Here is a 24,666-nt window from a genome sequence, read left to right as displayed (position 1 = left end):
CGGTCGTCTCGCGGCCTTCATTCCCTGGAACACGATTCATGCGCATCACCATAGACGCCAGTTCCCTTTCCCATCCCCAGCGCACCGGCATCGGCCGCTGTCTGGAATCCATTTTGCCGCATCTGGCGCACTTGGCGGCCAGCCGCGACGAGTTGATTCTGGTCTCGGGCAAGCCCCTCGTCAACCGCACCGCCCTGGATGTCGTCGCCGCCGGCGGCGCGCGGGCCCACACGGTCAACGTTCCCTCGCTCTATGCCTGGCAGCAGACCGGCATGGCCTGGCAGATCCTGACCGCCCGGGCGGACGTGCACTACGCCCCGGATGGGCTGCTGCCCCTGGCTTTTTTGGGGCGTAGCGTCGGCGTGGTCAATGACGTGCTCTACAAGTGCCTGCCCCACACGCTGCCCTGGCACATCCGGGCCGTTTTCGCCGCCCGCCAGAAGGCGAGCCTTACGCGCCTGACCATTCCCCTGACGCTTTCGGCCTTCACCCGGCGGGAGTTGGTGCGGGTCTACGGCCCGCTCGCCTGCCGGGTGCGGCCGACGGATCTTTGCGCCGTGGACCATGAGCGGTTCCGGCCGCTTTGTCCCGAGGACGCGCCGGCCGTGAGCGCATTTCGGGCGGCGCATGGGCTCACGGGGGATTATGTCCTTTGCGTGGGCAACCTCATGGCCCACAAAAATCTCGGCGTGGTGCTGCGGGCCATGGCGCGTTTCAATGCCGCCTCGTCCGAAAGCCCCCTGCGCCTGGCCCTGGTGGGGCACGGCGACCCGGCGGCCCTGGCCAGGCTCGCCCCGGAGGCGGCGGGCGCGGACTGGCTCACCTGTCTGGGCTACCTTTCCGATGCGGACGTGGGGCTTGCCTACCGGGCGGCGACGGCCTTCGTCTTCCCCTCGCGCTACGAGGGCTTCGGCCTGCCCATTCTGGAGGCCATGGCCAGTGGCATTCCCGTGGCCTATGCCGACGCGGCCTCGCTGCCCGAAGCCGCCGGGCTGGCCGGCCTGCCCTTCCCTCCCGACGACGATGCGGCCCTGGCCGCTATTCTGACCCGCCTGCGAGGTGACGCCGGCTTGCGCGCCCGGCAAATCGCGCTCGGCCTTGACCGGGCCGCGTATTTTTCCTGGAAGGCTTGTGCCGAACACGTCTACGCCGCCCTGCACGAAGCCTCGGGCCAGAAGCCGCTTCGCCTGCCCAAGGTCAGCATCGTTACGCCGTCGTTCAACCAGGCGGATTTTCTCCCGGAAACGCTCGCCAGCGTGGCCGGGCAACAGGGCGTCACCGTGGAGCATATCGTGCTCGATGGCGGCTCCACCGACGCCACACCGGATATCCTGCGCAAGTGGGACAAAGGACTCGCCTATTGGCGCAGCGCCCCGGACGCCGGCCAGACGGCGGCCCTGGCCGAAGGCTTCGCCATGGCCACGGGCGAGGTCATGGGCTGGCTCAATTCCGACGACATCCTCTGGGACGACGGCGCGCTCGCCGCCGTAGCCGAAGCCTTCGCCCGACACCCCGAGGCGGTCATGGTCACCGGAGACACGGTGCTGACCGACCCGGACGGCAAGCCCGTCATGATCGACATGGTGCTCGCCCCTTCGGCCCGGCAGATGCGCCACACCATGGCCGTGCCCCAGCAGTCCACCTTTTTCCGGCGCGAGGCCTACCTGGCCGCCGGCGGCATGGACGCCCGCTTCACCTACTGCATGGACTACGACCTGTTCGAGCGCATCAGCCGGCAGGGGAAAATCGTGCGCATTCCGCGTGTGATCGCTTCCTTCCGGTTGCACCCTTCGGCCAAGACCGCCACTTGGCGCGACGTTTTTCGCCGGGACCTTCACGCCTGCCAGCACCGCCACGGCAGTGGGCCGCTCCATGAGCTGGCCATCAAGCTCGTGACCCTGGAAATCCGGCTGGAATCGATCCTGGCCCAGCTCGGCGCGCTCCTTGGCGGCCGCAAACTCCCGACCCAGGTCAACGCCCGCCTGGAACCCATGCGGGCCTACGCCCGCAAAAAACACGGGCTGGCCGGCTAACGTTATGCGCATCGCCATCAGCGCCCGCAGCCTGGACTACCCTTCCGGCGGCCCCAAGGAATACCTGCTCGGCCTCGTGCGGGCGCTTCTCACCCTCGGCGGGCACGAACTCATCCTCTATTATCCGCATAAAAGCCACCTGGGCACCTTTCCCGACGCCACGGAGGTGGTGCTGCCGGTACGAAACCGCCTGGCCTTCGACTGGCTGGCCCTGCCCCTGGCCCTGCGCGGAAGCGGGGCGGACGTGGCCTTTTTCCCGTCGTCCAACATGCCGCCGAACATCCCCTGCCCGGCGGTGACGGCCATGCTCGACCTCGGTTATTTCCACCCCACGCTGCGCATGTACAAGCGCGCCGACACCCTCTACATGCGCCGGGCCATCCGCTACAGCGCCAGACGGGCCGAGAGGCTCGTGGCCATCTCCGAGCACACGCGGGCCGATGTGTTGCGCTTAACGCACGCCCGGCCCGAACGGGTCAGCGTCACGCCGCTGGCCTGCGATCCGGCCTTCCGCCGTCCGGCGTCGCAGGAGGCCCTCGACGCCTTTCGCCACAAACACGGCCTCAAGCGCAACTTCATCCTCTATGCCGGCAACATCTCGCCGCGAAAAAACCTGGACACGCTTTTAGCCGCCTTTGCCGCCGCCGGCGACCGCCTCCCCTGCGACCTGGCCGTTACCGGCGGCTACGCCTGGAGCGAGGATTTCGCGGCCACCGTGGCGCGGCTCGGCCTCGCCGGCCGGGTGAAACGCCTTGGCCATGTGGCCCCGGCGGAGATGCCGCTTCTCTACCAAAGCGCCAGGGCCCTCGCCTTTCCCTCCCTTTTCGAGGGATTCGGCCTGCCGGTGCTCGAAGCCCAGGCCAGCCGCACGCCGGTCGTCTGCGCCCGGGCCACGTCCCTGCCCGAAGTGGCCGGGGACGGCGCGCTCCTGGTCGATCCGACCGATGTTGCGGCCTGGGCCGAGGCGCTCGTGCGCGTCGCCACCGACGAAACACTGCGGGAATCGCTCATCCGAAAGGGCCTGGCCAACGAGGCCGGCTACACCTGGGCACGCACGGCCCGCCTCACCCTCGAGGCCTTGGAAGAAGCGGCCCACACCGGCCGGCGCTAGTTTCCGTCCCGGCGCCGTTTATACGCCGCCCCTTCGAATCATTTTTTCGGGAATACGATCGTATTTCCCTGGCCCACCGATCGGCCGCTCTTCCCGCCTTTCCTCACTTGCCGCGACACCATCTTCTTTCCGCCAGAATACTTGCGCCCCATTTTAGTTTACGGTATGAACTGTATCGAAATTGAGAGCGAGCGCCCCAGGCCGCGGACGCGGCCGACCCATACAACGCAAACCAACAAGGAGCATTTCTTCATGAGTACCGCACGCATCGTCGTCATTGGCGGCACGGCCGCCGGTCCCAAGGCCGCTTCCCGGGCCAAAAGGCTCAACGAGGAAGCGGAAGTCACCCTGCTGCAAAAAGCCCCGGAACTGTCCATGGCCTCCTGTGGTTATCCATACTATGTGGCCGGCGAGGTCAAGGGCCGCGACATGCTGCTCGCCACTCCGGCCGGGGTGGTGCGCGACCCGGCCTTTTTCGCCGGGGCCAAGGGCATCACGGCCAAGGTTTCGACCGAGGTCACGGCCATCGACCGCAAGGCCAAGACCGTGGCCTGGAAACGCGTGGATTCCGGCGAGACGGGCCATCTGCCCTACGACAAGCTGATCGTGTGCACCGGCTCCCGGCCCAAGGTACCGCCCATCCCGGGACGCGAACTCGACGGCGTGACCACGCTGGCGAGCCTCGAGGACGCCGACGGGCTGCGCGCCCTGGCTGCGGCCAGCAAAGGCGGCAAGGCCGTCATCGTCGGCGGCGGGCTCATCGGCATGGAGACCTGCGAGGCGCTCGTCACGGCCGGCATGGACGTGACCGTGGTCGAGGCCCTGCCTCAGATCCTGAGCTTTCTCGACCCCGAGTTGGCGCTTCTCGTGCAAAAGCACGCCACGTCCAAGGGCGCGAAGATCATCACCGGCGTCGGCATCTCGGCCATCAACGGCCAGGACGGCAAGGTGTCCGGCGTGACCCTGGCCGACGGCAAGGAACTGCCCTGCACCCTCGTGGTCATGGCCATCGGCGTGGCCCCGAACACCGCCCTGGCCAAGGACGCCGGCCTGGCGCTCGGCCCCACGGGCGGCATCGTCACCGACGAACACATGCGCACCTCCGATCCGGACATCTACGCAGCCGGCGACTGCGTGGAGATCAAAAACCGGATCACGAACGCGCCCATGCTGGCCCCCTTCGGCGACCTGGCCAACCTCGAAGGCCGCGTGGCCGGCGAAAACGCGGTCCTCGGCGATACGGCCACCTTCCCCGGAACCATCGGCAGCGGCATCTGCAAGGTGTTCGATTTCGCCGCCGCCTCCTCGGGGCTTTCCGAGCGCAAGGCCCGGGAAGCCGGCTTCGACGTGGTCACGGCCATAAACGCCAGCCCGGACAAGCCCGGGTTCATGGGCGCCAAGCCGGTGGTGTCCAAGCTCATCGCCGACGCCAAGACCGGCCGCATCCTCGGGTTTGCCTGCGTGGGCCTCGGCAACGTCAACCGGCAGGCCTCGGAAATGGCCATGGCCATCCTCGGCGGCCTGACCGTGGACGACGTGGCCATGGCCGACCTGCCCTACGCCCCGCCGTTCTCCCTGGCCATCGACCATGCCATCGCCACGGCCCATGTGCTGCAAAACAAGATGCGCGGGCTTTTGGTCGGAGAAACGAGCGTGGCGGTCAAGGCACGCCTGGACGCCGGGGAAAAGCCGTTTTTGCTCGACGTGCGCGGCCAAAACGAGTTCGAGCAGATGCGCCTCGGGCTCGGCGAGAAGCTGGTGCCGCTCGGCCAGCTGCGCAAACGCCTTGGCGAGCTGCCGGCGGACAAGCACGCGCCCATCGTCACCTACTGCAAGGTGTCCATGCGCGGCTACGAGGCCCAGCGAGTGCTTGCGGCCAACGGTTACGACAACGTGACCGTCATGGAAGGCGGCCTTGTCGCTTGGCCGTTCAAGCTGGAGAAATAAGAACGAAGAAAGGCGAGAGGAGAACCTCTTTTCAAAGGGGTTCCCCTCTCGCACTCTCCCCTTCCGAAACTTTTTAACGGATGGGGTGGTACAAACGGTGTGGCGGCGGCTGCGAAACAGGCGCGCTATTCGCCGATGATCTTGACCAGCACCCGCTTTCTACGCCGGCCGTCGAATTCCCCGTAAAAGATGCGCTCCCAGGTGCCGAAGTCCAGCTGCCCTTCGGTAATGGCCACCACAACCTCGCGCCCCATGATCTGCCGCTTCATATGCGCATCGGCATTGTCCTCGCCGACGTTGTGGCGATAGCCGGAGACGGGTTCGTGGGGAGCGAGCTTTTCCAGCCAGACCTCGTAGTCGTGGTGCAAGCCTGATTCGTCGTCGTTGATGAAGACCGAGGCGGTGATGTGCATGGCGTTGACCAGACACAGCCCTTCGCGCACGCCGGATTCGGCGAGGCAGGCCTCGACCTCGTGGGTGATGTTGATAAATCCCCGCCGGGAGGGGACGTTCAACCAAAGCTCCTTGCGATAGCTCTTCATGTCGCTACTCCGAAGTTGCTCCAGCCCCCACATTCGCAAAATTTTTAATGTGGAGTGCGTTACGGGCAACAGGTGCCGGATGAAAAATGGAGGAAAGGGAGAGCGCGAGAGGGGCTACTGCCCTTTTTTACAGGGTTTCCCCTCTCGCACTTTCTTCTCTACCTCCGCTCTTACTCTACTTGCTGTACAGCGTCTGGATGGATTCCCCGAGCTTTTTGGCCAGGGGTGAGGCCGCCATCTGGTCCATGACCACCTCGATATAGGCTCCGGTGCCGCAGGTCTCGGCCTTGGCCATGACCGCTTCCAACTCGGCATTGGTCGAAGCCTTGGCGCAGTACCAGTCGGCCATGCCGAAGGCGGCGGGAAGCTGGGTGTAATTCCAGGGCGCGAGGTCGTTGTAGGAACTCTTGGGGTCCTTGCAGAGCAGCCGTTCAATCAGGTACCCGTCGTTATTGAGGCAGAAGATAATGGGTTTGAGATCGTAGCGGCCGAACTGGCCGATTTCCTGGGCCGTCATCTGATGCGAGCCCTCGCCGGTGAAAAGGAGCGTGCGGCGGTCCGGCGCGGCCATGGCCGCGCCAAAGGCGGCCGGCGTGGCCCAGCCGATGGAGCCCCACAGGGTCTGGTTGAAAAATTCCGCCCCGGTCGGCATCTTGGCAAACCCCAGCCCCATGGAGATGGTGCCGGTCTCGGCCATGACGATGTCGCCTTCGCACAGAAACTTCTCGAAGCGCGGGTACAGGTAGTCCGGACAGATGGGGTCGTCCGGCGCGCCCTTGGGCTCGCCGAGGCCGGCCGGATTTTTCACCTTCGCCGGTTTGGCCGGCAGGACCTTGGCCAGCCCTTCCAGCACGTCGCGCATCTCCACATCGAGGAAGGTGGCGTGCCCCACCCGCACCTCGTGCTGCATGATCGCGATCATGCGCGTGGGGTCGATCTTGGCGGTAAAAGCGCCGGTGTTGAAATCGCTCCACAGCGCGCCGATATTGAGCACGCAGTCGCAGCCCTCGACGAAATCGCGCACCTCGGGGTTCATGATCCGGCCGTCGTAGAGACCGATGTAGCCAGGCAAGGTCTCATCCAGGGCGGTCTTGTCCATGAACATGGTGGCGAAAGGCAGCCCGGTGCGGGTCAAAAGCCCCTTGGCCACCTGGCGCAGGCCGAGCCGGGCGATGAGATAGCCGGCCAGAACCACGGCCGAGCGCGCCGCGCCTATCTTCTCGGTGATGGCGTCGATGGCCGCAGCCAAGGCGCCCGGGTCGCTTTGCGGCGCCTCGGGGGCGCAGACGAGCTCCCCGGCCAACGCCTTGTCGGCGTAATCCTGGGGCAGGGCCATGTAGACGGGCCGGTTACGGGCCACGGCCGCTTCCAGGCAACGCTCGATCTGGCAGGCCGCGTTTTCCGGGGTCAGAATGGCGCTTGCGGCCACCACCGGCTTGGTCATGTCGGCGTAAGCCTCGAAATTGCCGGTGCCGAGCGTGTGGTGCACGATGCGCCGGGCCTTTTGGGTGGATACGGTCGGCATGCCGACCAGATGGATGACGGGCAGATGCTCCGTGTAGGAGCCGGCCACGCCGCACAGGGCCGAAAGCTCACCCACGCCGTAGGTGGTGCACAGGGCGGAGCGACCCTTGACCCGGGCATAGCCGTCGGCGGCATAGGCGGCATTAAGTTCGTTGCAGCAGCCGATCCAGCGCATGTCCGGATCGTTGTCCACAGCGTCGTTTAGGGCGAAGGAAAAGTCCCCGGGGACGCCGAACACGTCCGTCACGCCGATCTGCTTCAGGCGCGTCATCAAATGTTCCACTACAGTCGCGGTCATGGACAAACCTCCCGCTTGTTTGCATCTTTCATGGTCAAACACGTCCAGGCCATGGAGTCAAGACACCCGGACGGCGGAAAGGAATGTCAATTCATTTCCGTGATGGCCCGGCGCAGGGTGGCGGCTCTGGCCACGGCCCGGCCAAGCGCCGTGATGTCCACCGGCTTGGAGAGATAATCGTTCATACCGCAGGCCAGGTAGCGATCCTTATCGCCATCCATGGCATGGGCGGTCAGGGCGATGATGGGAATAAGCGGATCGACGCCGGGCGTGTCCCCGCGACGGATGCGGCGTGTCGCCTCGTCGCCGCTGAGTCTCGGCATCTGGATATCCATGAGCACCACGTCATAGTCGCCGGCGGCCAGGGCGTCGAGGGCCTCGTCGCCATCCGTCACGGCGCTGGCGTCAAACCCGAGCTTGCCCAGCATGGAAACCGTGGCCATGCGGTTTATGGCCTCGTCCTCGACCACGAGCACGCGGGCTGGAGCCGTCGCGCCCGCTTCGTCGCGCGGCGGGGCGGCTTTGGGCGCCGGCGGGGCCGTCTCGCGACAACGGATGGTGAAGGCGAACTCCGTGCCGCCGCCCGGTTGGCTCTCCACGGTGATATGGCCGTCCAAAAGCCCCACCAGCCGCTTGACGATGCCAAGGCCCAGGCCCGTGCCGCCGTATTTGCGGGTCAGGGACCCGTCGATCTGGGTGAAGGGCTCGAAAATGGCTTCCATCCGGTCTTCCGGAATGCCGATGCCGGTGTCGCGCACGGCAAAAAGCAGATGCGTCTCCTCTCCCCGGCGCGAGGCCAGGGAGACGTGCAGGTGCACCGTGCCGTACGGGGTGAACTTGACGGCATTGCCGACCACGTTGAAAAGGATCTGCCGCAGCCGCGCGGCGTCGGTGGCGACAAAGGCCGGCACGTCCCCCGCCACGTCAAAGGTGGCGCACAACCCTCTTTTCTCGCACTCCAGGGAGAGCACGCCGAAAACGTCCGCGATCACGCTTCGGATGTCGCAGGCGTCCCGGCGCAGGACAAGCCGGCCGGCCTCGATCAGGCTGAAATCGAGAATGTCGGCCAGCACCCGGACAAGGCCGCGCCCGCAGGCAAGCGCCGTGGCCACATGCGACGCGTCCTCGGCCGACAGGCGGGAGGTCTCGAGCAGTTGCAGCATGCCGAGCACGCCGTTGAGCGGCGTGCGGACCTCGTGGCTGATGTTGGCCAGGAATTCGCTCTTGGCCAGGCTTGCCGCCTCGGCTTCGGATTTGGCCAGACGCAGACTTTCCTCGGTGCGCTTTTGCCCGGTCACGTCGAAGAGCAACCCGTCGAAGATCACCCCGCCCGCGGCCGTACGCCGGGGAGCGGCCCGAAACTGGCCCCAACGCAGCGTCCCCTGCCCGTCCGTGAAACGCGCCTGCACGTCGATGACCGCCAGATTGTCCATGGCCCGCATCTCGGCATGGCGCAGGGCGTCGAGTCCCTCGGGCTCGATGCGGGACAAAACGGAGGAGGCATCGGCCAGGGCCTCGGGCACGGTCACGTGGAAAAGCCGCTCCACGCCCTGGCTGACGTACAGGAACCGCCGCGTCCTGTCCGCCAGGAGTTCGTACTTGTAGATCACGCCGTCGGGCAGGTTGTCCCCGAGCCCGCGCAGCATGGCCGCGCGTTCCTTGAGCGCGGTATCATCCTTGTTGCGTTCCGTGACGTCGCGAAAGATGTCGAGCCGCACCTGTCGGCCACCGAAGCTGAAAAAGCCGGTCCGGACCGAGGCCATGCGCACCTCTCCCAGACGCGTGACCAGCCGGGTTTCGCGCAGGACCGCCCGACGGCCGTTGGCATAGCGGACCTCGGTCGCGGAGCCATCCGGCGGCAGGCGCAGCCTGGACGGGTTCTTGCCGATTATTTCCTCCCGGTCGAAGCCCCATTCCGTGGCCACGGCCTGGTTGCAGTCGAGGATGCGCCCCGTTTGCTCGTCCACGAGCAAAATGACGTCCATGACCTGGTCGAAAAGCAAGCGGTACTTGCCCTCGCTTTCGATCAGGGCCTTTTCGGCCTTGCGGCGTCTGGCCCCGGCCAGGGCGAGGCTTACGGCCAGAAAAGCCAGAAAGGACAGCCAAACGAAAAAAAGTACCCGGTTGATCCTGTCCCGCTGGCGGGCCACGGTCGCGATACGCTTATCCAGCACCGCGTCGATGGCGTCGGCCAGCTTTTCCATGGCCGCGTAGGAAGCCTGCCGCTCCACCCCGTAATACCCCTTCCGGGCGACGACGGCCTTGAGACTGGCCCGGGACAGGGCCTCGAAGCGCAGAATTTCCTGATGGTAATCGCCGAGCCTGAGTTCGAACTGCGCGAGACCGTCGGAAAATTCGCTCCTCGCGGCCACGGCGCGAAGCTTGACCTGGATGTCGGCCACACTCTGGGCGGCCTGCTCGAAAAAGGCGTCGGCATCCGCCAACCGAATGTCGGGTTCGCCGGCCAGATGGCGCTCCACGGCCAGATAACCCCGGACGATATCGGCCCTGGCCTGGCGCAGTCTCTCGACGATCGGGGGATAGAAGGCGAAGTTTTCCCGCCACGAGGCGTTGGTCCACCACAGCAGCACGCCGGAGAGGATGGCCACCGAGGCCATGGCGTACAGATGCAGGTCGATCCACCCCCTGGAGCCGAAAACGATCAACCGGCCCGCTTCCGATTCCCGCCTCATCGGCGGCTCCAGGCCGGCAGGGACTGCGGGTCGAAGCCGAACGCCTCCACCCGCTTTTCATGTTCCGGCGTGCCGATGTAGGATCGCAGGGCGGTGTTGACCCGATCCGCCAGATCGCGATCGACCGGACGGAAGGCAAAGGCGTTCTCTCCGGGCACGGCATCGGGCGCTTCGTAAAAGGGCTCGGCAACGGCGACGTCATCCGGGGCCTGACGCGCGAACCAGGACACCGTCGGCGCAGTCAGGGCCAGACAGTCGGCCCGACCGGCGCGTACGGCGGCAAGCCCGGCCATAGGATCGGGCACGACGAAAAGACGTCCCGGCGGCATGCCAAGGGCTGTCAACTCGGCCTGCTCCACCGACCCGTCCAGCACGGCGGCCGTGACACCGGCCTTTTTTGCCGCCTCCGCGTAGGAATGCAAAGCGTGGGGATTGCCCCGGCGCACCAAAAGCCCGGGCAAGGCCTGGCTGTAGGGCAGGGAAAAAAGGACCCTGGCCGCCCGTTCGGGGGTGACGAAAAGTCCGTTGGCGATCATGTCGATGCGGCCGGCAAGCAACTCCGGGATGGCCTGGCCGAAATCGAGCAGCACCCAGCGGATGGGGGCGACGCCGATTTTCTCCAGGACGGCCTTGGCAATCTCGGGCGACTGGCCGGTAACGTCGCCGTTTTCGGCACGAAACGCGTACGGCGCTTCGCTGGAATAGCCGATCCGTATCCCCGGCCCGGACCACACGGGCTCGGACGCCTGGTTTCCGGCGCGGATGTAGAGCAGCGCGCCGACCACGCCGCCTGCCACCAGCGCCGAGACGGCGAGATAGCCCCAAAGCTTGCCCATGCCCTGCCGCCGGTTGCCGTTTGCCGAAATCACCACGCCACCGCCGCTGCCTGGCCGTCATGAGGCCTGCTCTTTCAGCCTACACCCTCTTCACGGCCATGGCAACGGAAGTCGATTTTTGCTGGGGGCACACGGCAAAACGCCGGTCGATAAAAGACACGGGCCGTTTTTCGTCCGGGCGGCGAAGGAGCGGCCTCGTTCCCGGCGCGAAGCACCACGGGGCGTTGCCCGCAAAGGCGGGATCAATAGCGGGGTTGCTCGGCAAGCCAGTCCGCATAGGCGCCAAGGCCCAGCGTAAACATCCGGCGGTTGTTTTCCCGCCAACGCCTGGCCAGGGTCGGCGGCAATCCCGGATCGCAGGTATCGAACTCCGGGCAGTCACAGCAAAAGTCCAGGCCGTGCTCGCCGACGCAGTCCTTGACCCGGCAGGCGGCGAACAGGCAATCCCCTTCCCGACAACCGCGGCAGGAGCCGGCGGCGAGCCTGTCCAGCACACGTTCGAAATCGGCATAGGCGGCAAAGACCGGATCGAACCCGGCAAACATGGCGGCCCGCTTGGCGAAACCGCCCAGCTCCTCCTTGAGCGCCCCGGCATGGCGCGCGATGGGGCTTTCGGGATTGTCCAGACAGCGGCCGCAATCCAGGCCGCAAGGGGCGATGCGGCGCAGCAGTTCGGAATGTTGCATCGGACTCCTCGGGCGACGAGCCTCAGGATCGGTTGGCGGCGTTCGCCCTGGCACGGGCGGCCGGCGTTTCGTCGCGTATAGGCTTTTCCGCATCCGCCCGGCAAGAGATGCGGCCCGTTATCGCCACGGCATCAGGCACAAGGCCACGGCCCCGACGATAAGCGCCGCCGCCCAGGCCAGACGCAACGGCCTGACGATCCGGCTCGCTCCCCAACAGACGCCAAGGCTGCCGAAAAAGACGATCGGAAACTTGAGCAGGGCCGTCCGATCACTTCCCGCCAGCAGGTATCCCAACACGATGACCAGGGGAAAATGGGCCAGATAGATGTCGTAGGAGACGGCGGCAAGGCTCCCGCTCACACCACCCGGCCGGTTCCAGCGCCGCTGCCCGAATCCCGCGAGCAAAAAAAGGACAGCCACGGCGAAAAACGTCCGGGCCAGGCCGTAGGCCGCCAGGAGCCACACGAAATGCCGCGTCGCCAGGCTCCCGCCAATGCCCGCCATGAAAAGAAAGGCCAAAAGCGTCGCCAGGCCCCACAGCCAGGTTTTCCCGCACACCCGGTGCGCCCTGAACCAGCCGCGATCCCAGGCGTAGGCCCCGAGCAGGAACATCCCCAGATAAAGCGGCAACCGCGCCGGCTGCCACAAGAAAAACGGGCCAAAAGCGAACCAGGCGATGTCCGAAACGAATACCTGGGCTGCGGCCTCGGCCACGCCAACAGCCAACACCAGCCAGGCGAACAGGCCCAATCCGGGACCCGAGGCGGCATCAGGCCGGCCCCGCTCCCGCCCGGGAATAGCAATGCGGGCGACGGCCAGGAGTCCGCAAAAAAGCAGCAGCAGGCCCAGGAACCACAAGTGAAAGGGCAATATGGCGCGCGCCATGGCCTCGGGAAGGAGGGGACGGTATTGCCAGTCCACGGCCGTTGGCAACAGGCCGAGCCAATAGCGCCAGTAGGATTCGCTGCCCCCCTGGCCGCGATAAATCACGTAGGAGATGATCGGGCAGGTGCAAAGGGTCAGCACGACCAGCGGCAGCCCCAATCGCTTGAGCTTGGCGGTCAGGAAGGCGCCGGGCCCCTGACGCCGCAGGGAGGACAAGGCAAAGTAGCCGGCGATGAAAAAGAGCGTCGGCATGACATAGCCGTCCGTCGCGACCAGAATAATATCGAACACGGCGTTCTTGCTTCCGTCCAGAACATACCACCACGGTACGACCGGCGCATACACGATGGCGGCGTGCAGCGCCACGACGCTTACGACCGCGAACATCCGCATATTGTCCAAAAAATGGATTCTCCCAGGTTGTGGCGTCAGTTCCCGCATGGCGTCATTCTCCAAGGGTTTCACGCACGGCCGCAAGCCCGGCCATGCAAAAACGGTACAGGTGGTCGGCCAGACGGGGCCAATGCTCCGTCATGGGCGGATGCTCCGGGAACATCCGCTGCAGGGTCGGCCAAAGCAGCGCCTGATACACGGCCGGACCAAGCACGCTCATCATGCATTCCACAAGCACTTCCAGCGACGCCTTCGGGCCGAGGATTGCGGACAGGATGTCCAGCATGGCCAGCGTCTGGGGACGGCTGTGGCGTTCGATCATGTCGCCGAAAAACGGCGTCGGATTGGCCAGTTCCATGGCCCACAAGCGCAAAAAGGCATCCCCGATTTCGCTATGGGAAAAAAGCACCTGGCAAAACACCTCCAGCAGCAGCCTAAGCCGCACCTCGGGAAGCGCCTCGTCGTCGGAAGCGAGCCGTTCGCGCACACGTCGGTCCCCTTCGGTGAAAAGCACCGTGAGCACGGCCTGGTACAGCTTGTCCTTGCCCCCGAAATAGTACTGCACGGCATTGAGGTTGGCCCCCTTTGCCTCGCGGCAGATGTCCCGAACTGTCGCGCCCTTGTAGCCTTTGGCCGCAAAGACCCGTACGGCCGCGTGGAACAGCCGTTCCTTGACGCCGACTGGCGTGTCACTGCCCATACCTACCCCTATACACATGTTTTATACACTTGTTTAGAACGTGTGTTTCAAAATTCACCCGGCCTGTCAACCGCCACGAAGGGATAAAAAAAGAGCCGGATCGCTCCGGCTCGAAAGAAGGTTTCGGCACGTCGGCAAGCGTCTTGCCGGCGACGGATACTGCCGCGAAGGACGTCAGCCCCTGGCCGCGGTTCGCGCCAGCCGCCAGACGACGAGATGATGGAAGGGTCGGATAAGGTTGAAATAGACCGGTCCGGTCCAATGCAGATACTCGACCACGGTCACGACATCGAAGCGGTTGCGGCCGTCCTGTTCCGGCGTGACCAAAACGGCCAGCACGGCCCGCAAGTGCTTATCCGCGCCTTCGGCCACCCAGTGGCTGTCCGCATCGGCCGCCACGACCGTAAACACGGACAACCGTTCGCCCGGCGTCATGGGCACATCGTCGGGTCCCACGTCGGCCGGCGCCCCCCCGGCCTGTTGCAGGCCAAGAAGGCGGGCCAGCACCGCCCGCGCCCGGTAGAGCAGCCGCAGCCAGCCCGGACGACGGCCCAGCAGTCCGGCCACGAACCGGCGCAGCCCGACCGCGCCGCGCACCCTATGGATGTCGACGTGATCCGGCTTGCGCCCGTTCGCGGCTGGCAGCGCCCCAAGGCGGGTCAACCTGGCGAGCGCCTCGCTTCGGGCATCCATGCCGTGCCTTAGACGCCCATGATGTTGTAGCCGGAATCCACGAAAACCACCTCGCCGGTGGTGCCCGAGGACAGGTCCGAGGCGAGGTAGAGCGCGCAACGGCCGATGTCTTCCAGGCCGATGTTGCGCCCAAGCGGCGAACGTTTCTCGATGGTCTCGAGGATGGAGCGGAAGCCGCTTATGGCCGAGGCGGCCATGGTGCGTACGGGGCCGGCGCTGATGGCGTTGATGCGCACACCGGATTTGCCGAGGTCCACGGCCAGGTAGCGGACGCTTGCCTCCAGGGCGGATTTGGCCACGCCCATGGCGTTGTAATTGGCCACGACCCGGCCCGAGCCATAATAGCTCATGGTGATGACCGACGCGCCAGGGGAAAAGAGCGGCTCGAAGGCGCGGCACAGGGCCACCAGCGAATAGGCCGAAACGTCGAGGGCGATGCGGAATCCCTCACGGCTGGTGTCGATGAACCGGCCGGTCAGGTCCTCACGGTTGGCGTAGGCGATGGAATGGACCATGCAGTCCACCGTGCCCCACTTCTCGCGGACGAGCTCGGCCGCTTTAGCGATCTCCTCGTCCGCCGACACGTTGCACTGAAAGACGAAGTCCGCCCCCAGGTTGGCGGCAATGGGTTCGATGCGCTTGCGGATGGGCTCGGCGGCATAGCCGAGCGCCAGGGTCGCGCCCTGGTCGCGCAGGGCCTTGGCTATGCCGTAGGCGATGCTGCGTTCATTGACCACGCCGAAAACCAACACCTTTTTTCCCGACATCAACATCGCATTCTCCTTGGTCGACTTGTGTTGCGTCCTCGCGGCCCGTGCGAAGGGATCACGAAGACAGCTTCATCGACCACGTATGCTTTTCCGCAAAAACTGGCGAGTTTTTTACCCCAAAAACGGAGCAACCCAGGACGCGGCCCTAGCCGTCCCCCCCCTCGCGCAGGATGCCGGCCACCAGCAGATCCAGCACCTTGTCCACGCGGTCGCGGTCTCCGTCGTCATACAGGTTGAGTCCGCCGAACACCCCGCTTTGCCGGGAGCGCACGGTCAGGAACATGGCCGCGCCGCCAAGCACGGCCACCACGGCGGTCAGGTCCAGGGATTCGGGCACCTCGCCCGTGACGGTTTCGAAAAATTCCAGGGAGCGGCGCACCCGGGGATATTCCAGCAGCCGGGAGTAACGGTTTCGGGACAGGAGTTCCCAGGCCATGATGTCGAGGGTGCGCGGCCGGGCCAGAAGCCCCCGGATGGTGGCCTTGAAAAAATGGGCCAACTGGGCCTGGGGCGGCATGGCCGCGAACCTGCCCGGCACCCCGTCCTGCAGTTCGGCGACCGGCGGCCAGAAGCCCGGGCTTTGGCCAAGAGCCGTCACCATGTCGTCGAGGTTCTGGAAATGGCGCAGGACCACCGTCCGCGTGAGCCCGACCTCTTTGACGACGGCCTCAAGCGTCAGCCCGTCGAAGCCCTGCCTGGCCAGCACGTCGCCGAGCGATTCCAGCAGTCGCTGCCGCACGGTGAGCGGCTTGCCGATGGGAATGATCTTCACCCCGGACATGGGGCCTGCCTCAAACGCGCCTGGCCCGCACGAAACTCTCCACGGTCACGAGCACGGCCAGGGCCAATATGCTCCCGTCCCGCACGAACGTCCTCGCGGAAATGGCGTCGTCGGCCTTGGTGGTGAAACAGCCGCACTGGGTGCTGATGCCCTTGTGCCAAGTCCAGGCCATGGCCGCCAGGAAAACGGCCATCATCAGGGATGCCGACAGGCCGGCCCCACGGGAAAGAAAACCGGTGATGAGGCACATGCCGACGACCACCTCGATCCAGGGCAGCACCAGGGCCACGCCGGCAACAAGCTGGCCGGGGACGATCTGATAGTTGCGGATGATCTTGGCAAAGGCCATGGGGTCAACGATCTTGTCCCAGGCGGCGGCCAAAAAGACCAGCCCCAGCGCCACGCGCAACACCGCGCCGACAATCCTCATATGCCGCCCTCCGTGGGGCCGCCGGCGGCCAGCCAGCCGTCAAACCCGTCGGACACCACCGTGACGTAGGCATAGCCGGCCGTGCGCAACGCCTCGGCCAACTCCTTGCTCTTGTCGCAAAAAATATTCCCGCAATAGACGATGAGCCTGTCCTCGTGGGTCAGCCCCAAGGCACTCGTCGCCTGGTCCAGATCGCCGTACATGGCTTCCTGGGGCAGGTTCTTCGCCCCGGGCACATGGCTTGCGGCGAATTCCCCGGGCGTGCGGGCGTCGATGAAAACGACGCCGGGCTTGCCCAGCATGATCCGGGCGCCCGTGGCGTCAATGGTCTCAAGCCCGCGCTGCAGCGCCTCGCGCCTGTCCTGCGCCGCGAAATCGATCACCCATGGCACGGGTTCGGCCCGGGCCATGTTCATGGCCACCGCCATCCCGCCGCCAAGAAGGCCGATCAGCAGCAATTCGGCCCACAAAGGGGTCAGCCCGCGCCCGTGCGTCATACCTGCCCGCCTTGACAAGATTTCCCGCCCACGAGCATATGCTATGGGCAAGGTTGGCAGTTTCGTACCCTACCCGCCGACCAAAGCGCAACCCGTAACCCCGGAGACGCCCATGTCCCACGCTCCAGACCAGTCCGGCCCCGCCGGCGTGGTCAATACTTCGGCCGATGACGTCCGGGAATTGCTCGCCAAGAGTCGTCCGGAAGACCTGACGCTTCTCGATGTCCGCATGGAGCAGGAATACGAGGAATTCCACCTGCCCGGCGCGAAGCTCCTTCCCCTGCCCGACCTGCCCGACCGTCTGGGCGACATCCACCGCGACAAACCGGTGGTGGTCTACTGCCGCTCCGGAGGTCGCAGCGCCGCCGCCGCCAAACTCCTGTCCGGCGCGGGATTCCCCCATATCATCAACATGCTCGGCGGGGCCATGGCCTGGCAGGGCGCGGCCGCCACCGGCAAGCCCGACGCCGGCATGACCCTTCTTACCGGCACCGAATCCCCCAGGGAAATCCTGCTGGCCGCCATCGGCATGGAAACGGCCCTGGGCGGATTCTACACGAATCTGGCCAAAGACGCGGACGCCGCGACCAAGCCCACCTTCGAACGCCTGGCTGGCTTCGAGCAGCGCCACCTGCACCACGTCCACGGCCTCTACCGCAAGGAAACGGGCGACGAGACCGCCCTGGAGGCACTGCTTGCCGGAGCGTCCCCGGAGCTCGAAGGCGGCCTCCCCGGCGCCGTTTTCCTGGAACAGCTCGGCGGCACGCCCGCCTCGGCCCGGGAAGCCCTGGAACTGGCCTCATCGGTGGAGGCCCAGGCCCTGGACCTTTACGCCCGGCTCGCCGCCAAAACCGACGACACCGAATCGGCCAGCCTCTACACGACCCTCGCCCAGGAGGAAAAAACCCATCTGCGCGCCGTGTCCAATCTCCTGGCCAAAATCCCCACCACCTAATCCAAAGGAGCGCCCATGCAGCCCGTCAATTTCCTCATGAACATCTTCTGGCTCATCCTCGGCGGATTCTGGATGGGCATCGGCTGGTACCTGGCCGGCATCCTCATGGCCATCACCATCATCGGCATCCCCTGGACCCGCGCCTGCTTCGTTCTCGGCAACCTGTCGTTTTGGCCCTTCGGCAAGGAAGTCATCGATCGCCGCCACGTCTCGGGCGAAGACATCGGTACCGGGCCGTTCGGGCTTCTCGGCAACATCATCTGGTTCGTACTGTGCGGCGTGTGGCTGGCCATCGGACACCTGCTCGCCGCCGTGGCCAACTTCGTGACCATCATCGGCATCCCCTTCGCCCTGCAACACCTCAAGCTGGCAACGCTCGCCCTGGCCCCCATCGGCAAGACCGTCGTCGACAAGCAATACTGATCACGGAGCACCCCGATGCAAACGGCTTTTATCATCCTGGCCATCGTCGCCGGCATGCTCATGCCCGTCCAGGCCGGCATCAACGCCAAGCTCGCCGACGTCATCAACGGCGCCATCCCCGCCGCCTTCGTGTCGTTTCTCGTCGGCACCCTGGTCCTTGGCCTGGTGCTCGCCGTCATGGCCCAAAGCGTGCCCCTGTCCCGCGCCCTGCCAGTCACCCCCTGGTGGTACTGGGTCGGCGGTTCGCTGGGAGCCTTCTTCGTCACCGCCACCGTCATCCTGGCCCCGCGTATCGGCGCGGGCGCCATGATCGCCCTGACCCTGGCCGGCCAGATGGCCGCCTCCATGGCCTTGGATAACTACGCCCTCCTCGGCTTCCCCCACATCCCCTTCGACGGCAAACGGCTGCTCGGAAGTGTGCTGCTTTTGGCGGGCGTGTATTTGATTCGGATGTAAGCGCCAGGGGAGGCTCCGCCTCCCCTGGACCCCACCTCGCCCGGTTACCCCCGCGCGCGGCGCACCGTGATGGTCTCGCCGCCGATGCCCCAATTGTCGGTATCGACTTCTTCGATGATGACCACGGTGGTCTGGGGGTTCTTGCCGAGTTCGTCGCGCAGGAGATTGGTGACGCCCTCAATGACGCGGGCTTTTTGTTCCGGGGTGGCTCCGTCGCGAGTGATCTTGATGTTGACGAAGGGCATGGGGCACTCCTTGATCTGGCGTCAGGAGACGGCAAAGGTTTCCAGGATGAGGGCTTCGGTTTGGCGCAGCCATTCCAGCCTGGTCTCGGAAGAACTGGTAACGATGGTTTCGAACATGCGCCGGCGGACATCGGCCACGCCGCACAGACCGAAGACGCAATCTTTCCAGATATGGTCCAACGGATCGCCGAAAACGCGCACTTCGCGTTCCCGGGCCGTGTTGGAGGTGTTGATGACCACGGCCGCCCGGGCGGAAAGCAGCCCGCGCGGCACGCCTTCGCCATTGTCGCCTTCCAGGAATTCGTAGGCGACGCCGGGGCGCATGACGCGATCCACCCAGCCGGTGAGAATGGCCGGCGGCATGCCCCACCAGTTGGGGTGCACGATGACGATGCCCTCGGCGGCGACGATCTCCCGGCAATGCAACGCGAGGGAGGGGGACAACGACGCCTCGCGGCCCATCTCGGGCGCTTCGAGCAAGGGATCGAAGCCCTCGGCATAGAGGTCGTGAAAGCGGACCTCCGCCCCCAGATGCCCCAGGGCGGCGCAGGCGGCGTGGGCCAGGGCATGGTTGAAGCTGCCGGGACGCGGATGGGCGAGGATGACGGAGTACGGCATGGTTCCCCTTTTATTCCGATGCGGCGGAATCTTGTCGGTATTCCAGAATATCGCCGGGCTGGCAGGCCAGCGCCCGGCAAATGGCTTCCAGAGTGGCGAAACGGATGGCCTTGGCCTTTCCGGTCTTGAGAATGGAAAGGTTCTGGGCGGTGATGCCCACCACCTCGGCCAAATCCTTGGAGGCCATCTTGCGCCGGGCCAGCATCACATCCAAATTGATGACGATCGACATGGCGGCCTCTATACCGTCAGGGCTTGTTCTTCGTCCAGGCGTCGGGCCTCGTCCATCACGCGCGAGATGACGACAGCCATGGCGGCGACGAAGAAAAGCGCCAATTCCGAGGAACCGATGCCGAGCGTCAGTAAGTGGCGTCCCGGCGGATTGGCGGCGGTCACGGCCAGCCCGTAAAGCGGCGTATGGACGATGGAAGCAATGGCCCACCACAAAAGCGCCCTGGCCACCAAACGGAAGCAGGTCACGTTGGCCAGGGTGAAGATGCGGCCTTCCTTATACAGGGCAAAAAGATGACGCAGGCGCAACAGGGTGAGCACAAGCGCCGTGCCAGGGACCAGGGCCGTAAGGAAACACAGCCCTCGCACCCAGATCGGGAGCAACGGAGAGGCGGCCTGCCTGACGGCCTCGGCGGTCATGGCGGACGGCAGATTGTTGAACATGGCCCAGTACAGGCCAATCAGCGGGATAATGGCCACCGCGGCGATCAGACAGACGCGTTCGAGCAGGCCGCCCAGCCGTCTGATCCCGTCCATGTTGTCTCCTGGTTGCATCGTGTCCTCCGAAAGCTGTTGTTGTGGTTGCGGATGCAAGGGGTCCCCGATTGGACCAATGCCCGAATGCCTGTCTGATAATCGAAAATAAATTATCGTTCAACAATAATTTTTAGCCGTATAAAAATCATATAACCCCATTTTCAGAAACGCCGAAAAGCGCAAGGGAAGTCGGGCGAACGGCTGGGAAACAGGCCATAGGAAGACTTGGAGGGAACATGAGCGAAGCGACGCGGCGGGATTGGCGGCGGCGGGTGTTGACAGCCATGCGGACCATGGAAGCGGGACTCGACGCCGAGCTTCCCTTGGAGGCAATCGCCCGGGCAGCCCATTTTTCGCCCTTTCATTTCCACCGCATCTTCACCGGCATGACCGGCGAGACGGTGGGATCGTTTCAGCGACGCCTGAGGTTGGCCCGGGCGGCCCACCGACTGGCCTACGGAGCGCGCTCCGTAACCGAGGTGGCGCTGGAGGCCGGATACGATTCGCCCGACGCCTTTGGCCGCGCCTTTCGGACGGCCTACGGCATGGCTCCCTCCGTGTGGCGCGGACAACGCCGGGACCCGGGCCAGGCCCGGGAATTAACGGACTTTTTACCCCCTATCGAGGAGCGAAAGAGCATGGAACTGACCGTAACGATCAAGAAGTTGCCGCCGCTGCGCGTGGCCTGCGTACGGCATGTGGGACCGTATGACCAGTGCGAGGCGGCCTGGGCGAAGCTGTGCGCCGAGGCCGGCAAACGCGGCCTTTTCGGGCCGGAGACACAAATGATCGGCGTGGGGCATGACGATCCCCAGATCACGCCGCCGGAGAAGATCCGTTACGACGCCTGCCTGACCGTGCCGGAGGGTTTTGCCGGCACGCCGGAATTGCCGGTGGCGGTCATTGGCGACGGCGACTACGCCACGGCCGTGGTCAAGGGGCCATATACCCTGCTCGCCGGGGCCTATGCCTGGCTGTGCGGCGTATGGGGGCCGGACTCGGGACGGGAATTCGCCGGCGCGCCGAGCCTGGAGTTCTACTTGAACGACCCCAAGACCACGCCGCCCGAGGAATGGCTGACGGAAATCTGCGTGCCCTTGGAAGCGGCCCGATAGGCGCGAAGAGATGCCACAGGGGCGGCATGTTGCGCGCCGCCCCTTGACCCCGATCCCCAACCGGCGTTTACCAACCCTCATGTCCTACCGCTTTATCGCCGCCCAGCCCGGGCATATTGCAGGCATCTGCCAAGCCCATCGGAAAGCCGTCCTTGGCTTGGCCGGGGACTGCTACACCGGAAAAGAACTGGCGGCCTGGGCCGCTTGCATGCGTCCGGAAACCGTCAGGCAGGCCCTGGCCGATACCGGCAAGACCTTCCTCGTGGCCCTGGCCGTCGGGAACGTGGCGGGATTCGTGCTTTTTGACCCAGGTAACGTCTGGGCCATGTATGTCCTGCCGGAACATTCACGGCGGGGGCTGGGAGCCGCTTTGCTGGCTCTGGCCGAGCAGGCCGCGCGGCGGGAAGAACTGGCCGCCCTGCGCCTGACCGCTTCCTGCAATGCCGTGCGCTTCTACACGGCTCACGGCTTTCGCGCCGCCGGAGAGGAATTTTTCTTCCTGGAAGAGGGGATCGCCCTGCGCTGCGTGCGGATGGAAAAGAGCCTGACCCCGGAGCCGCAATCCGTCATCGAAGCGCCATAGCGGGCAAAATTACCTCCGCCTTGCCCACCTGGGAGAAAAACGCCCGCACCAGCTTGCCGGCCGGATCGAGATAGGCCGTGAGCGTAAAGGGCACGGCCGGACCGCGCACCTCGGCCACCAGGGGATTTATGGCCATGAATCGCAGGTCCTTGAAGGTGACGGTGGAGCCTTGCGGGGTGGTGTCCGCGGATTTGACCGGAAAATCGGTGAACCAGACGTACTCGGAAAAAACCGGGGCCTGCCGGCCCAGGGCTTCGAGTTCGGCCCGGCCGGCCTTGTGGAAAAGGCGTACGGGCAAGAGCGTATCCGGCGCGGTCAGGGTCAACCCCGTCAGCAGATACGAATCCCCCTTGTCGGCCACGACCTTCCACCACAGCGGGGCAAAGGCGTCGGGCTGCACGGTGATGGACGCGACCGTATCTCCCTGCCTGGCCAGAAGCGCCTGAGCCCGGGCGGCCACGAACCGGCCCACGCCGAAGCCAAACGCCGGCCAGGCCAGCAGTACGACCAATCCGGCCGTGGCCAGCTTCTTGCGGGCCAAGGGACGAAGCGCCCCGACAACCCCCAGCGCCACCAGGGTCAGGGTGTAGAGCGGGTCGATGATGAAGACCGAGGGAAAGGAGACGCGAACATCGGAGAACGGCAGGAAAATCCCCGTGCCATACGTGGTGATGCAGTCGAGAAAAAGGTGCGACAGCACGCACAGGTAAAAAAGGACAAAGAGCCGCGCCAGGGTGGCCTCGCGCCAGAACCGGCTCACGACAAAGGCTAAAAGCCAGGCCATGGCCGCACCGCCCAAAAGCGAATGGGTCAGCCCCCGGTGGTAGCGCATATAGGCTTCCGGGCCGAAAAACGTGACAACGTTGTCGATGTCGGGCATCCAGGCGGCAAAGGCGGCCAGGGGCACGAGCGCCCGCCCGGCCGGAAAGCGGTCCTTGGCGGCCTGCCCGATGAGCACGCCGGCCGCGATGTGGGTAACTGGGTCCATGGAGCCTCCCAAAATGCCCTGTCAGTCAATTTTCCTAGAATAGGGCCGATTTCGCATTTGACAAGGAGCGCCGCTGCGCTACAGTGCGCCCCGGCGCGTTCGCGCCCAAATCATCCCCTTTTATTTCGGAGCGATCATGGCAGACAAGACGCCGGACACCAAGGACATGCCGGCCGATGGCGAATTCGCCGCGCTCATGGAGGCCTCCTTGGCCGAATGCGGCGGCGAAATCAACGTTGGCGACCGTATCACCGGACCTATCATCACCATCACCGATACCACCGTGGTGGTGGATACCGGCACCAAGCTCGACGGAGTGGCCGACAAGTCGGAATTTCTCGACGAAGAAGGCGCGCTGACCGTCAGCGAAGGCGAATCCGTGACCCTGTACGTCGTTTCCCTGCGCGGCGACGAAGTCCTGTTGTCCAAGGCTTTGACTGGACAAGGCGGGGCCGAGGCGCTGCGGACGGCGTTCGAGGCGGGCGTACCCGTCGAGGGCAAGGTGACGGCCTCGCGCAAGGGCGGCTTCGATGTGGAAATTCTCCACCAGAGGGCGTTTTGTCCGGTCAGCCAGATCGACATCGCCTTCACCGAAAACCCCGAAGCCCATGTCGGCCAGACCTACAATTTCGCCATAACCACCTTCGAGCGTGACGGCCGTAACATTGTCGTCTCCCGGCGCAAGCTGCTCGAAGAGGAACGGGCCGAATCGGAATTGCGGTTCCTGGAATCGGTCAATCCCGGCGACATCATCCCGGCTGTGATTACCCGCTTCGCCACCTTCGGGGCCTTCGCCGAAGTGGCGCCCGGGCTCGAAGGGCTGGTGCACCTGTCCGAGCTTTCCTGGTCCCGGGCCGAAAAGCCCGAGGACGCCGTGTCCCTCGGCCAGGCCACCACGGTCAAGGTGCTGGCGTTTGACCGCGACAAGAAAGGCCGCCCCCGCATTTCGCTTTCCATCAAACAGGCCGGTCCGGATCCCTGGGACAGCGTGGGCGAAAAGTTCGCGGTCGGGGACAAGGTCGACGGCAAAGTGACGCGCCTGGCCGATTTCGGCGCGTTTGTGGAACTTGCCCCGGGCATCGAGGGACTCGTCCACGTCAGCGAGATGAGCCACACCCGCCGCATCGCCAAGCCGTCCGATGTGGTCAATCCGGGCGACGTCGTCACCGTGTCCATCAAGGACATCGACCTGGCCAAGCGGCGCATTTCCCTAAGCCTCAAGGAAGCGGCCGGCGATCCCTGGGAAAAGGTCCCCGAGACCTTCACCGTGGGCGCGACCGTCGAGGGCACCGTGGAGAACCGCCAGCAGTACGGGCTGTTCATCAACCTGGCCCCCGGGGTGACCGGCCTTTTGCCGGCGTCCAAGCTGCGCGACGCCCTGGAGCCGGCGACCTATGAAAAGGTTTCGTCCGGCGACACGGTCCCGGTCATCATCTCCGAGATCGACACGGAAAAGCGCAAGATGACGCTCTCCCCGGTCGGCGGCACCAAGGAACGGGATTTCAAGCGGGATCACCGTGGTGGCCATGGCGACCATGAGAACGATGACTGGCGGCAGTACAAAAAGGAAAAATCCGCCAGCGTTTCCGGCGGTGGCCTGGGCCTCCTTGGCGAAAAGCTCCAGGAAGCCCTGTCCCGCAAGAAGGGATAAAGGGATTCAAAGCGTGCCGGGGGAAAACCTTTCTGAAGAAAGGTT

At 65.1% G+C, this 24,666-nt stretch carries 26 protein-coding genes; 9 read left to right on the top strand and 17 right to left on the bottom strand.

Annotated elements, in window-relative coordinates; translation table 11 throughout:
* Nucleotides 1–38: 38 nt before the first annotated feature.
* The 3 genes from K9F62_15815 (at nt 39) to K9F62_15805 (ending at nt 5,091) form a co-directional block, all read left to right on the top strand.
* Nucleotides 39–2,033, top strand: coding sequence for a glycosyltransferase (locus tag K9F62_15815; GenBank protein UJX40155.1), 1,995 nt, complete (start codon nt 39–41; stop codon nt 2,031–2,033).
* Nucleotides 2,034–2,037: 4 nt separating this feature from the next.
* The gene (locus K9F62_15810; GenBank protein UJX40154.1) at nt 2,038–3,144 is read left to right on the top strand and encodes a glycosyltransferase family 4 protein; all 1,107 of its coding nucleotides are present in this window, start codon (nt 2,038–2,040) and stop codon (nt 3,142–3,144) included.
* Nucleotides 3,145–3,396: 252 nt separating this feature from the next.
* Nucleotides 3,397–5,091 carry an FAD-dependent oxidoreductase gene (locus K9F62_15805; protein ID UJX40153.1) on the top strand — a complete coding sequence of 565 codons (1,695 nt, stop codon included), beginning with the start codon at nt 3,397–3,399 and terminating at the stop codon, nt 5,089–5,091.
* Between the two features lie 125 nt (nt 5,092–5,216).
* Here K9F62_15805 and K9F62_15800 read toward each other — a convergent pair whose 3' ends face one another.
* The 12 genes from K9F62_15800 to K9F62_15745 all read right to left on the bottom strand — a co-directional run bounded on the left by K9F62_15800 (nt 5,217) and on the right by K9F62_15745 (nt 16,819).
* Complete coding sequence (locus K9F62_15800; protein UJX40152.1) at nt 5,217–5,633, bottom strand: secondary thiamine-phosphate synthase enzyme YjbQ; 417 nt, start codon at nt 5,631–5,633, stop codon at nt 5,217–5,219.
* A 175-nt stretch (nt 5,634–5,808) separates the two neighbouring features.
* Entirely contained in the window at nt 5,809–7,455 is a 1,647-nt protein-coding gene (locus tag K9F62_15795; GenBank protein UJX40151.1) for an alpha-keto acid decarboxylase family protein, read from the bottom strand.
* An 86-nt stretch (nt 7,456–7,541) separates the two neighbouring features.
* The gene (locus tag K9F62_15790) at nt 7,542–10,148 is read right to left on the bottom strand and encodes a response regulator (GenBank protein ID UJX40150.1); all 2,607 of its coding nucleotides are present in this window, start codon (nt 10,146–10,148) and stop codon (nt 7,542–7,544) included.
* A complete protein-coding gene (ehuB, locus tag K9F62_15785) occupies nt 10,145–10,984 on the bottom strand; it encodes an ectoine/hydroxyectoine ABC transporter substrate-binding protein EhuB (protein ID UJX43227.1) in 840 nt (279 codons plus the stop codon). The genes K9F62_15790 and ehuB overlap by 4 nt, the downstream gene beginning before the upstream one ends.
* Before the next feature lie 242 nt (nt 10,985–11,226).
* Nucleotides 11,227–11,670, bottom strand: a complete 444-nt coding sequence (locus K9F62_15780) for a DUF3795 domain-containing protein (GenBank protein ID UJX40149.1) — start codon at nt 11,668–11,670, stop codon at nt 11,227–11,229.
* Nucleotides 11,671–11,787: 117 nt separating this feature from the next.
* Entirely contained in the window at nt 11,788–12,957 is a 1,170-nt protein-coding gene (locus K9F62_15775; GenBank protein ID UJX40148.1) for an acyltransferase family protein, read from the bottom strand.
* 43 nt (nt 12,958–13,000) lie between these two features.
* Nucleotides 13,001–13,648, bottom strand: a complete 648-nt coding sequence (locus tag K9F62_15770) for a CerR family C-terminal domain-containing protein (protein ID UJX40147.1) — start codon at nt 13,646–13,648, stop codon at nt 13,001–13,003.
* Between the two features lie 174 nt (nt 13,649–13,822).
* Nucleotides 13,823–14,341 (bottom strand): DUF2867 domain-containing protein, encoded by a 519-nt coding sequence (locus tag K9F62_15765; protein ID UJX40146.1) that lies wholly within the window; start codon nt 14,339–14,341, stop codon nt 13,823–13,825.
* Nucleotides 14,342–14,349: 8 nt separating this feature from the next.
* Nucleotides 14,350–15,114: an enoyl-ACP reductase gene (locus tag K9F62_15760; GenBank protein UJX40145.1), complete on the bottom strand. Its 765-nt coding sequence runs from the start codon at nt 15,112–15,114 to the stop codon at nt 14,350–14,352.
* A gap of 142 nt (nt 15,115–15,256) precedes the next feature.
* Nucleotides 15,257–15,892, bottom strand: a complete 636-nt coding sequence (locus K9F62_15755; GenBank protein ID UJX40144.1) for a TetR/AcrR family transcriptional regulator — start codon at nt 15,890–15,892, stop codon at nt 15,257–15,259.
* A gap of 10 nt (nt 15,893–15,902) precedes the next feature.
* Entirely contained in the window at nt 15,903–16,322 is a 420-nt protein-coding gene (locus K9F62_15750) for a DoxX family membrane protein (protein UJX40143.1), read from the bottom strand.
* The gene (locus K9F62_15745; protein UJX40142.1) at nt 16,319–16,819 is read right to left on the bottom strand and encodes a rhodanese-like domain-containing protein; all 501 of its coding nucleotides are present in this window, start codon (nt 16,817–16,819) and stop codon (nt 16,319–16,321) included. The genes K9F62_15750 and K9F62_15745 overlap by 4 nt, the downstream gene beginning before the upstream one ends.
* Before the next feature lie 112 nt (nt 16,820–16,931).
* Between K9F62_15745 and K9F62_15740 the strand changes: the two genes are divergently transcribed.
* From K9F62_15740 to K9F62_15730, 3 genes are read left to right on the top strand one after another with little or no spacing between them, the layout of a single operon-like run.
* A complete protein-coding gene (locus K9F62_15740; protein UJX40141.1) occupies nt 16,932–17,774 on the top strand; it encodes a sulfurtransferase in 843 nt (280 codons plus the stop codon).
* A 15-nt stretch (nt 17,775–17,789) separates the two neighbouring features.
* Nucleotides 17,790–18,197 (top strand): YccF domain-containing protein, encoded by a 408-nt coding sequence (locus tag K9F62_15735; GenBank protein UJX40140.1) that lies wholly within the window; start codon nt 17,790–17,792, stop codon nt 18,195–18,197.
* A gap of 15 nt (nt 18,198–18,212) precedes the next feature.
* The gene (locus tag K9F62_15730; protein ID UJX40139.1) at nt 18,213–18,653 is read left to right on the top strand and encodes a DMT family transporter; all 441 of its coding nucleotides are present in this window, start codon (nt 18,213–18,215) and stop codon (nt 18,651–18,653) included.
* 44 nt (nt 18,654–18,697) lie between these two features.
* Here K9F62_15730 and K9F62_15725 read toward each other — a convergent pair whose 3' ends face one another.
* From K9F62_15725 to K9F62_15710, 4 genes are read right to left on the bottom strand one after another with little or no spacing between them, the layout of a single operon-like run.
* On the bottom strand, nt 18,698–18,898 hold the full coding sequence (locus K9F62_15725; GenBank protein UJX40138.1) for a 4-oxalocrotonate tautomerase family protein: 201 nt from the start codon (nt 18,896–18,898) through the stop codon (nt 18,698–18,700).
* A 21-nt stretch (nt 18,899–18,919) separates the two neighbouring features.
* Entirely contained in the window at nt 18,920–19,516 is a 597-nt protein-coding gene (locus tag K9F62_15720) for an NAD(P)H-dependent oxidoreductase (GenBank protein UJX40137.1), read from the bottom strand.
* Between the two features lie 10 nt (nt 19,517–19,526).
* Nucleotides 19,527–19,748 (bottom strand): helix-turn-helix transcriptional regulator, encoded by a 222-nt coding sequence (locus tag K9F62_15715; GenBank protein UJX40136.1) that lies wholly within the window; start codon nt 19,746–19,748, stop codon nt 19,527–19,529.
* A gap of 8 nt (nt 19,749–19,756) precedes the next feature.
* Entirely contained in the window at nt 19,757–20,302 is a 546-nt protein-coding gene (locus tag K9F62_15710) for a DUF2975 domain-containing protein (protein UJX40135.1), read from the bottom strand.
* Between the two features lie 218 nt (nt 20,303–20,520).
* On the opposite strand from K9F62_15710, the gene K9F62_15705 reads away from it, so the two are divergent.
* Complete coding sequence (locus tag K9F62_15705; protein ID UJX40134.1) at nt 20,521–21,399, top strand: AraC family transcriptional regulator; 879 nt, start codon at nt 20,521–20,523, stop codon at nt 21,397–21,399.
* A 79-nt stretch (nt 21,400–21,478) separates the two neighbouring features.
* Nucleotides 21,479–21,982, top strand: coding sequence for a GNAT family N-acetyltransferase (locus K9F62_15700; protein UJX40133.1), 504 nt, complete (start codon nt 21,479–21,481; stop codon nt 21,980–21,982).
* Here K9F62_15700 and K9F62_15695 read toward each other — a convergent pair.
* The gene (locus tag K9F62_15695) at nt 21,966–22,970 is read right to left on the bottom strand and encodes a metal-dependent hydrolase (GenBank protein ID UJX40132.1); all 1,005 of its coding nucleotides are present in this window, start codon (nt 22,968–22,970) and stop codon (nt 21,966–21,968) included. The two genes, K9F62_15700 and K9F62_15695, sit on opposite strands and share 17 nt — an antisense overlap.
* 136 nt (nt 22,971–23,106) lie before the next feature.
* Between K9F62_15695 and K9F62_15690 the strand changes: the two genes are divergently transcribed.
* Entirely contained in the window at nt 23,107–24,621 is a 1,515-nt protein-coding gene (locus K9F62_15690) for a 30S ribosomal protein S1 (GenBank protein UJX40131.1), read from the top strand.
* Nucleotides 24,622–24,666: the final 45 nt, after the last annotated feature.

It is taken from the genome of Desulfovibrio sp. JY, assembly GCA_021730285.1.
Taxonomy (GTDB): domain Bacteria; phylum Desulfobacterota; class Desulfovibrionia; order Desulfovibrionales; family Desulfovibrionaceae; genus Solidesulfovibrio.
The sequence above is the reverse complement of the archived record's forward strand: the minus strand, read 5'-3'. Positions and strand labels throughout refer to the sequence as shown.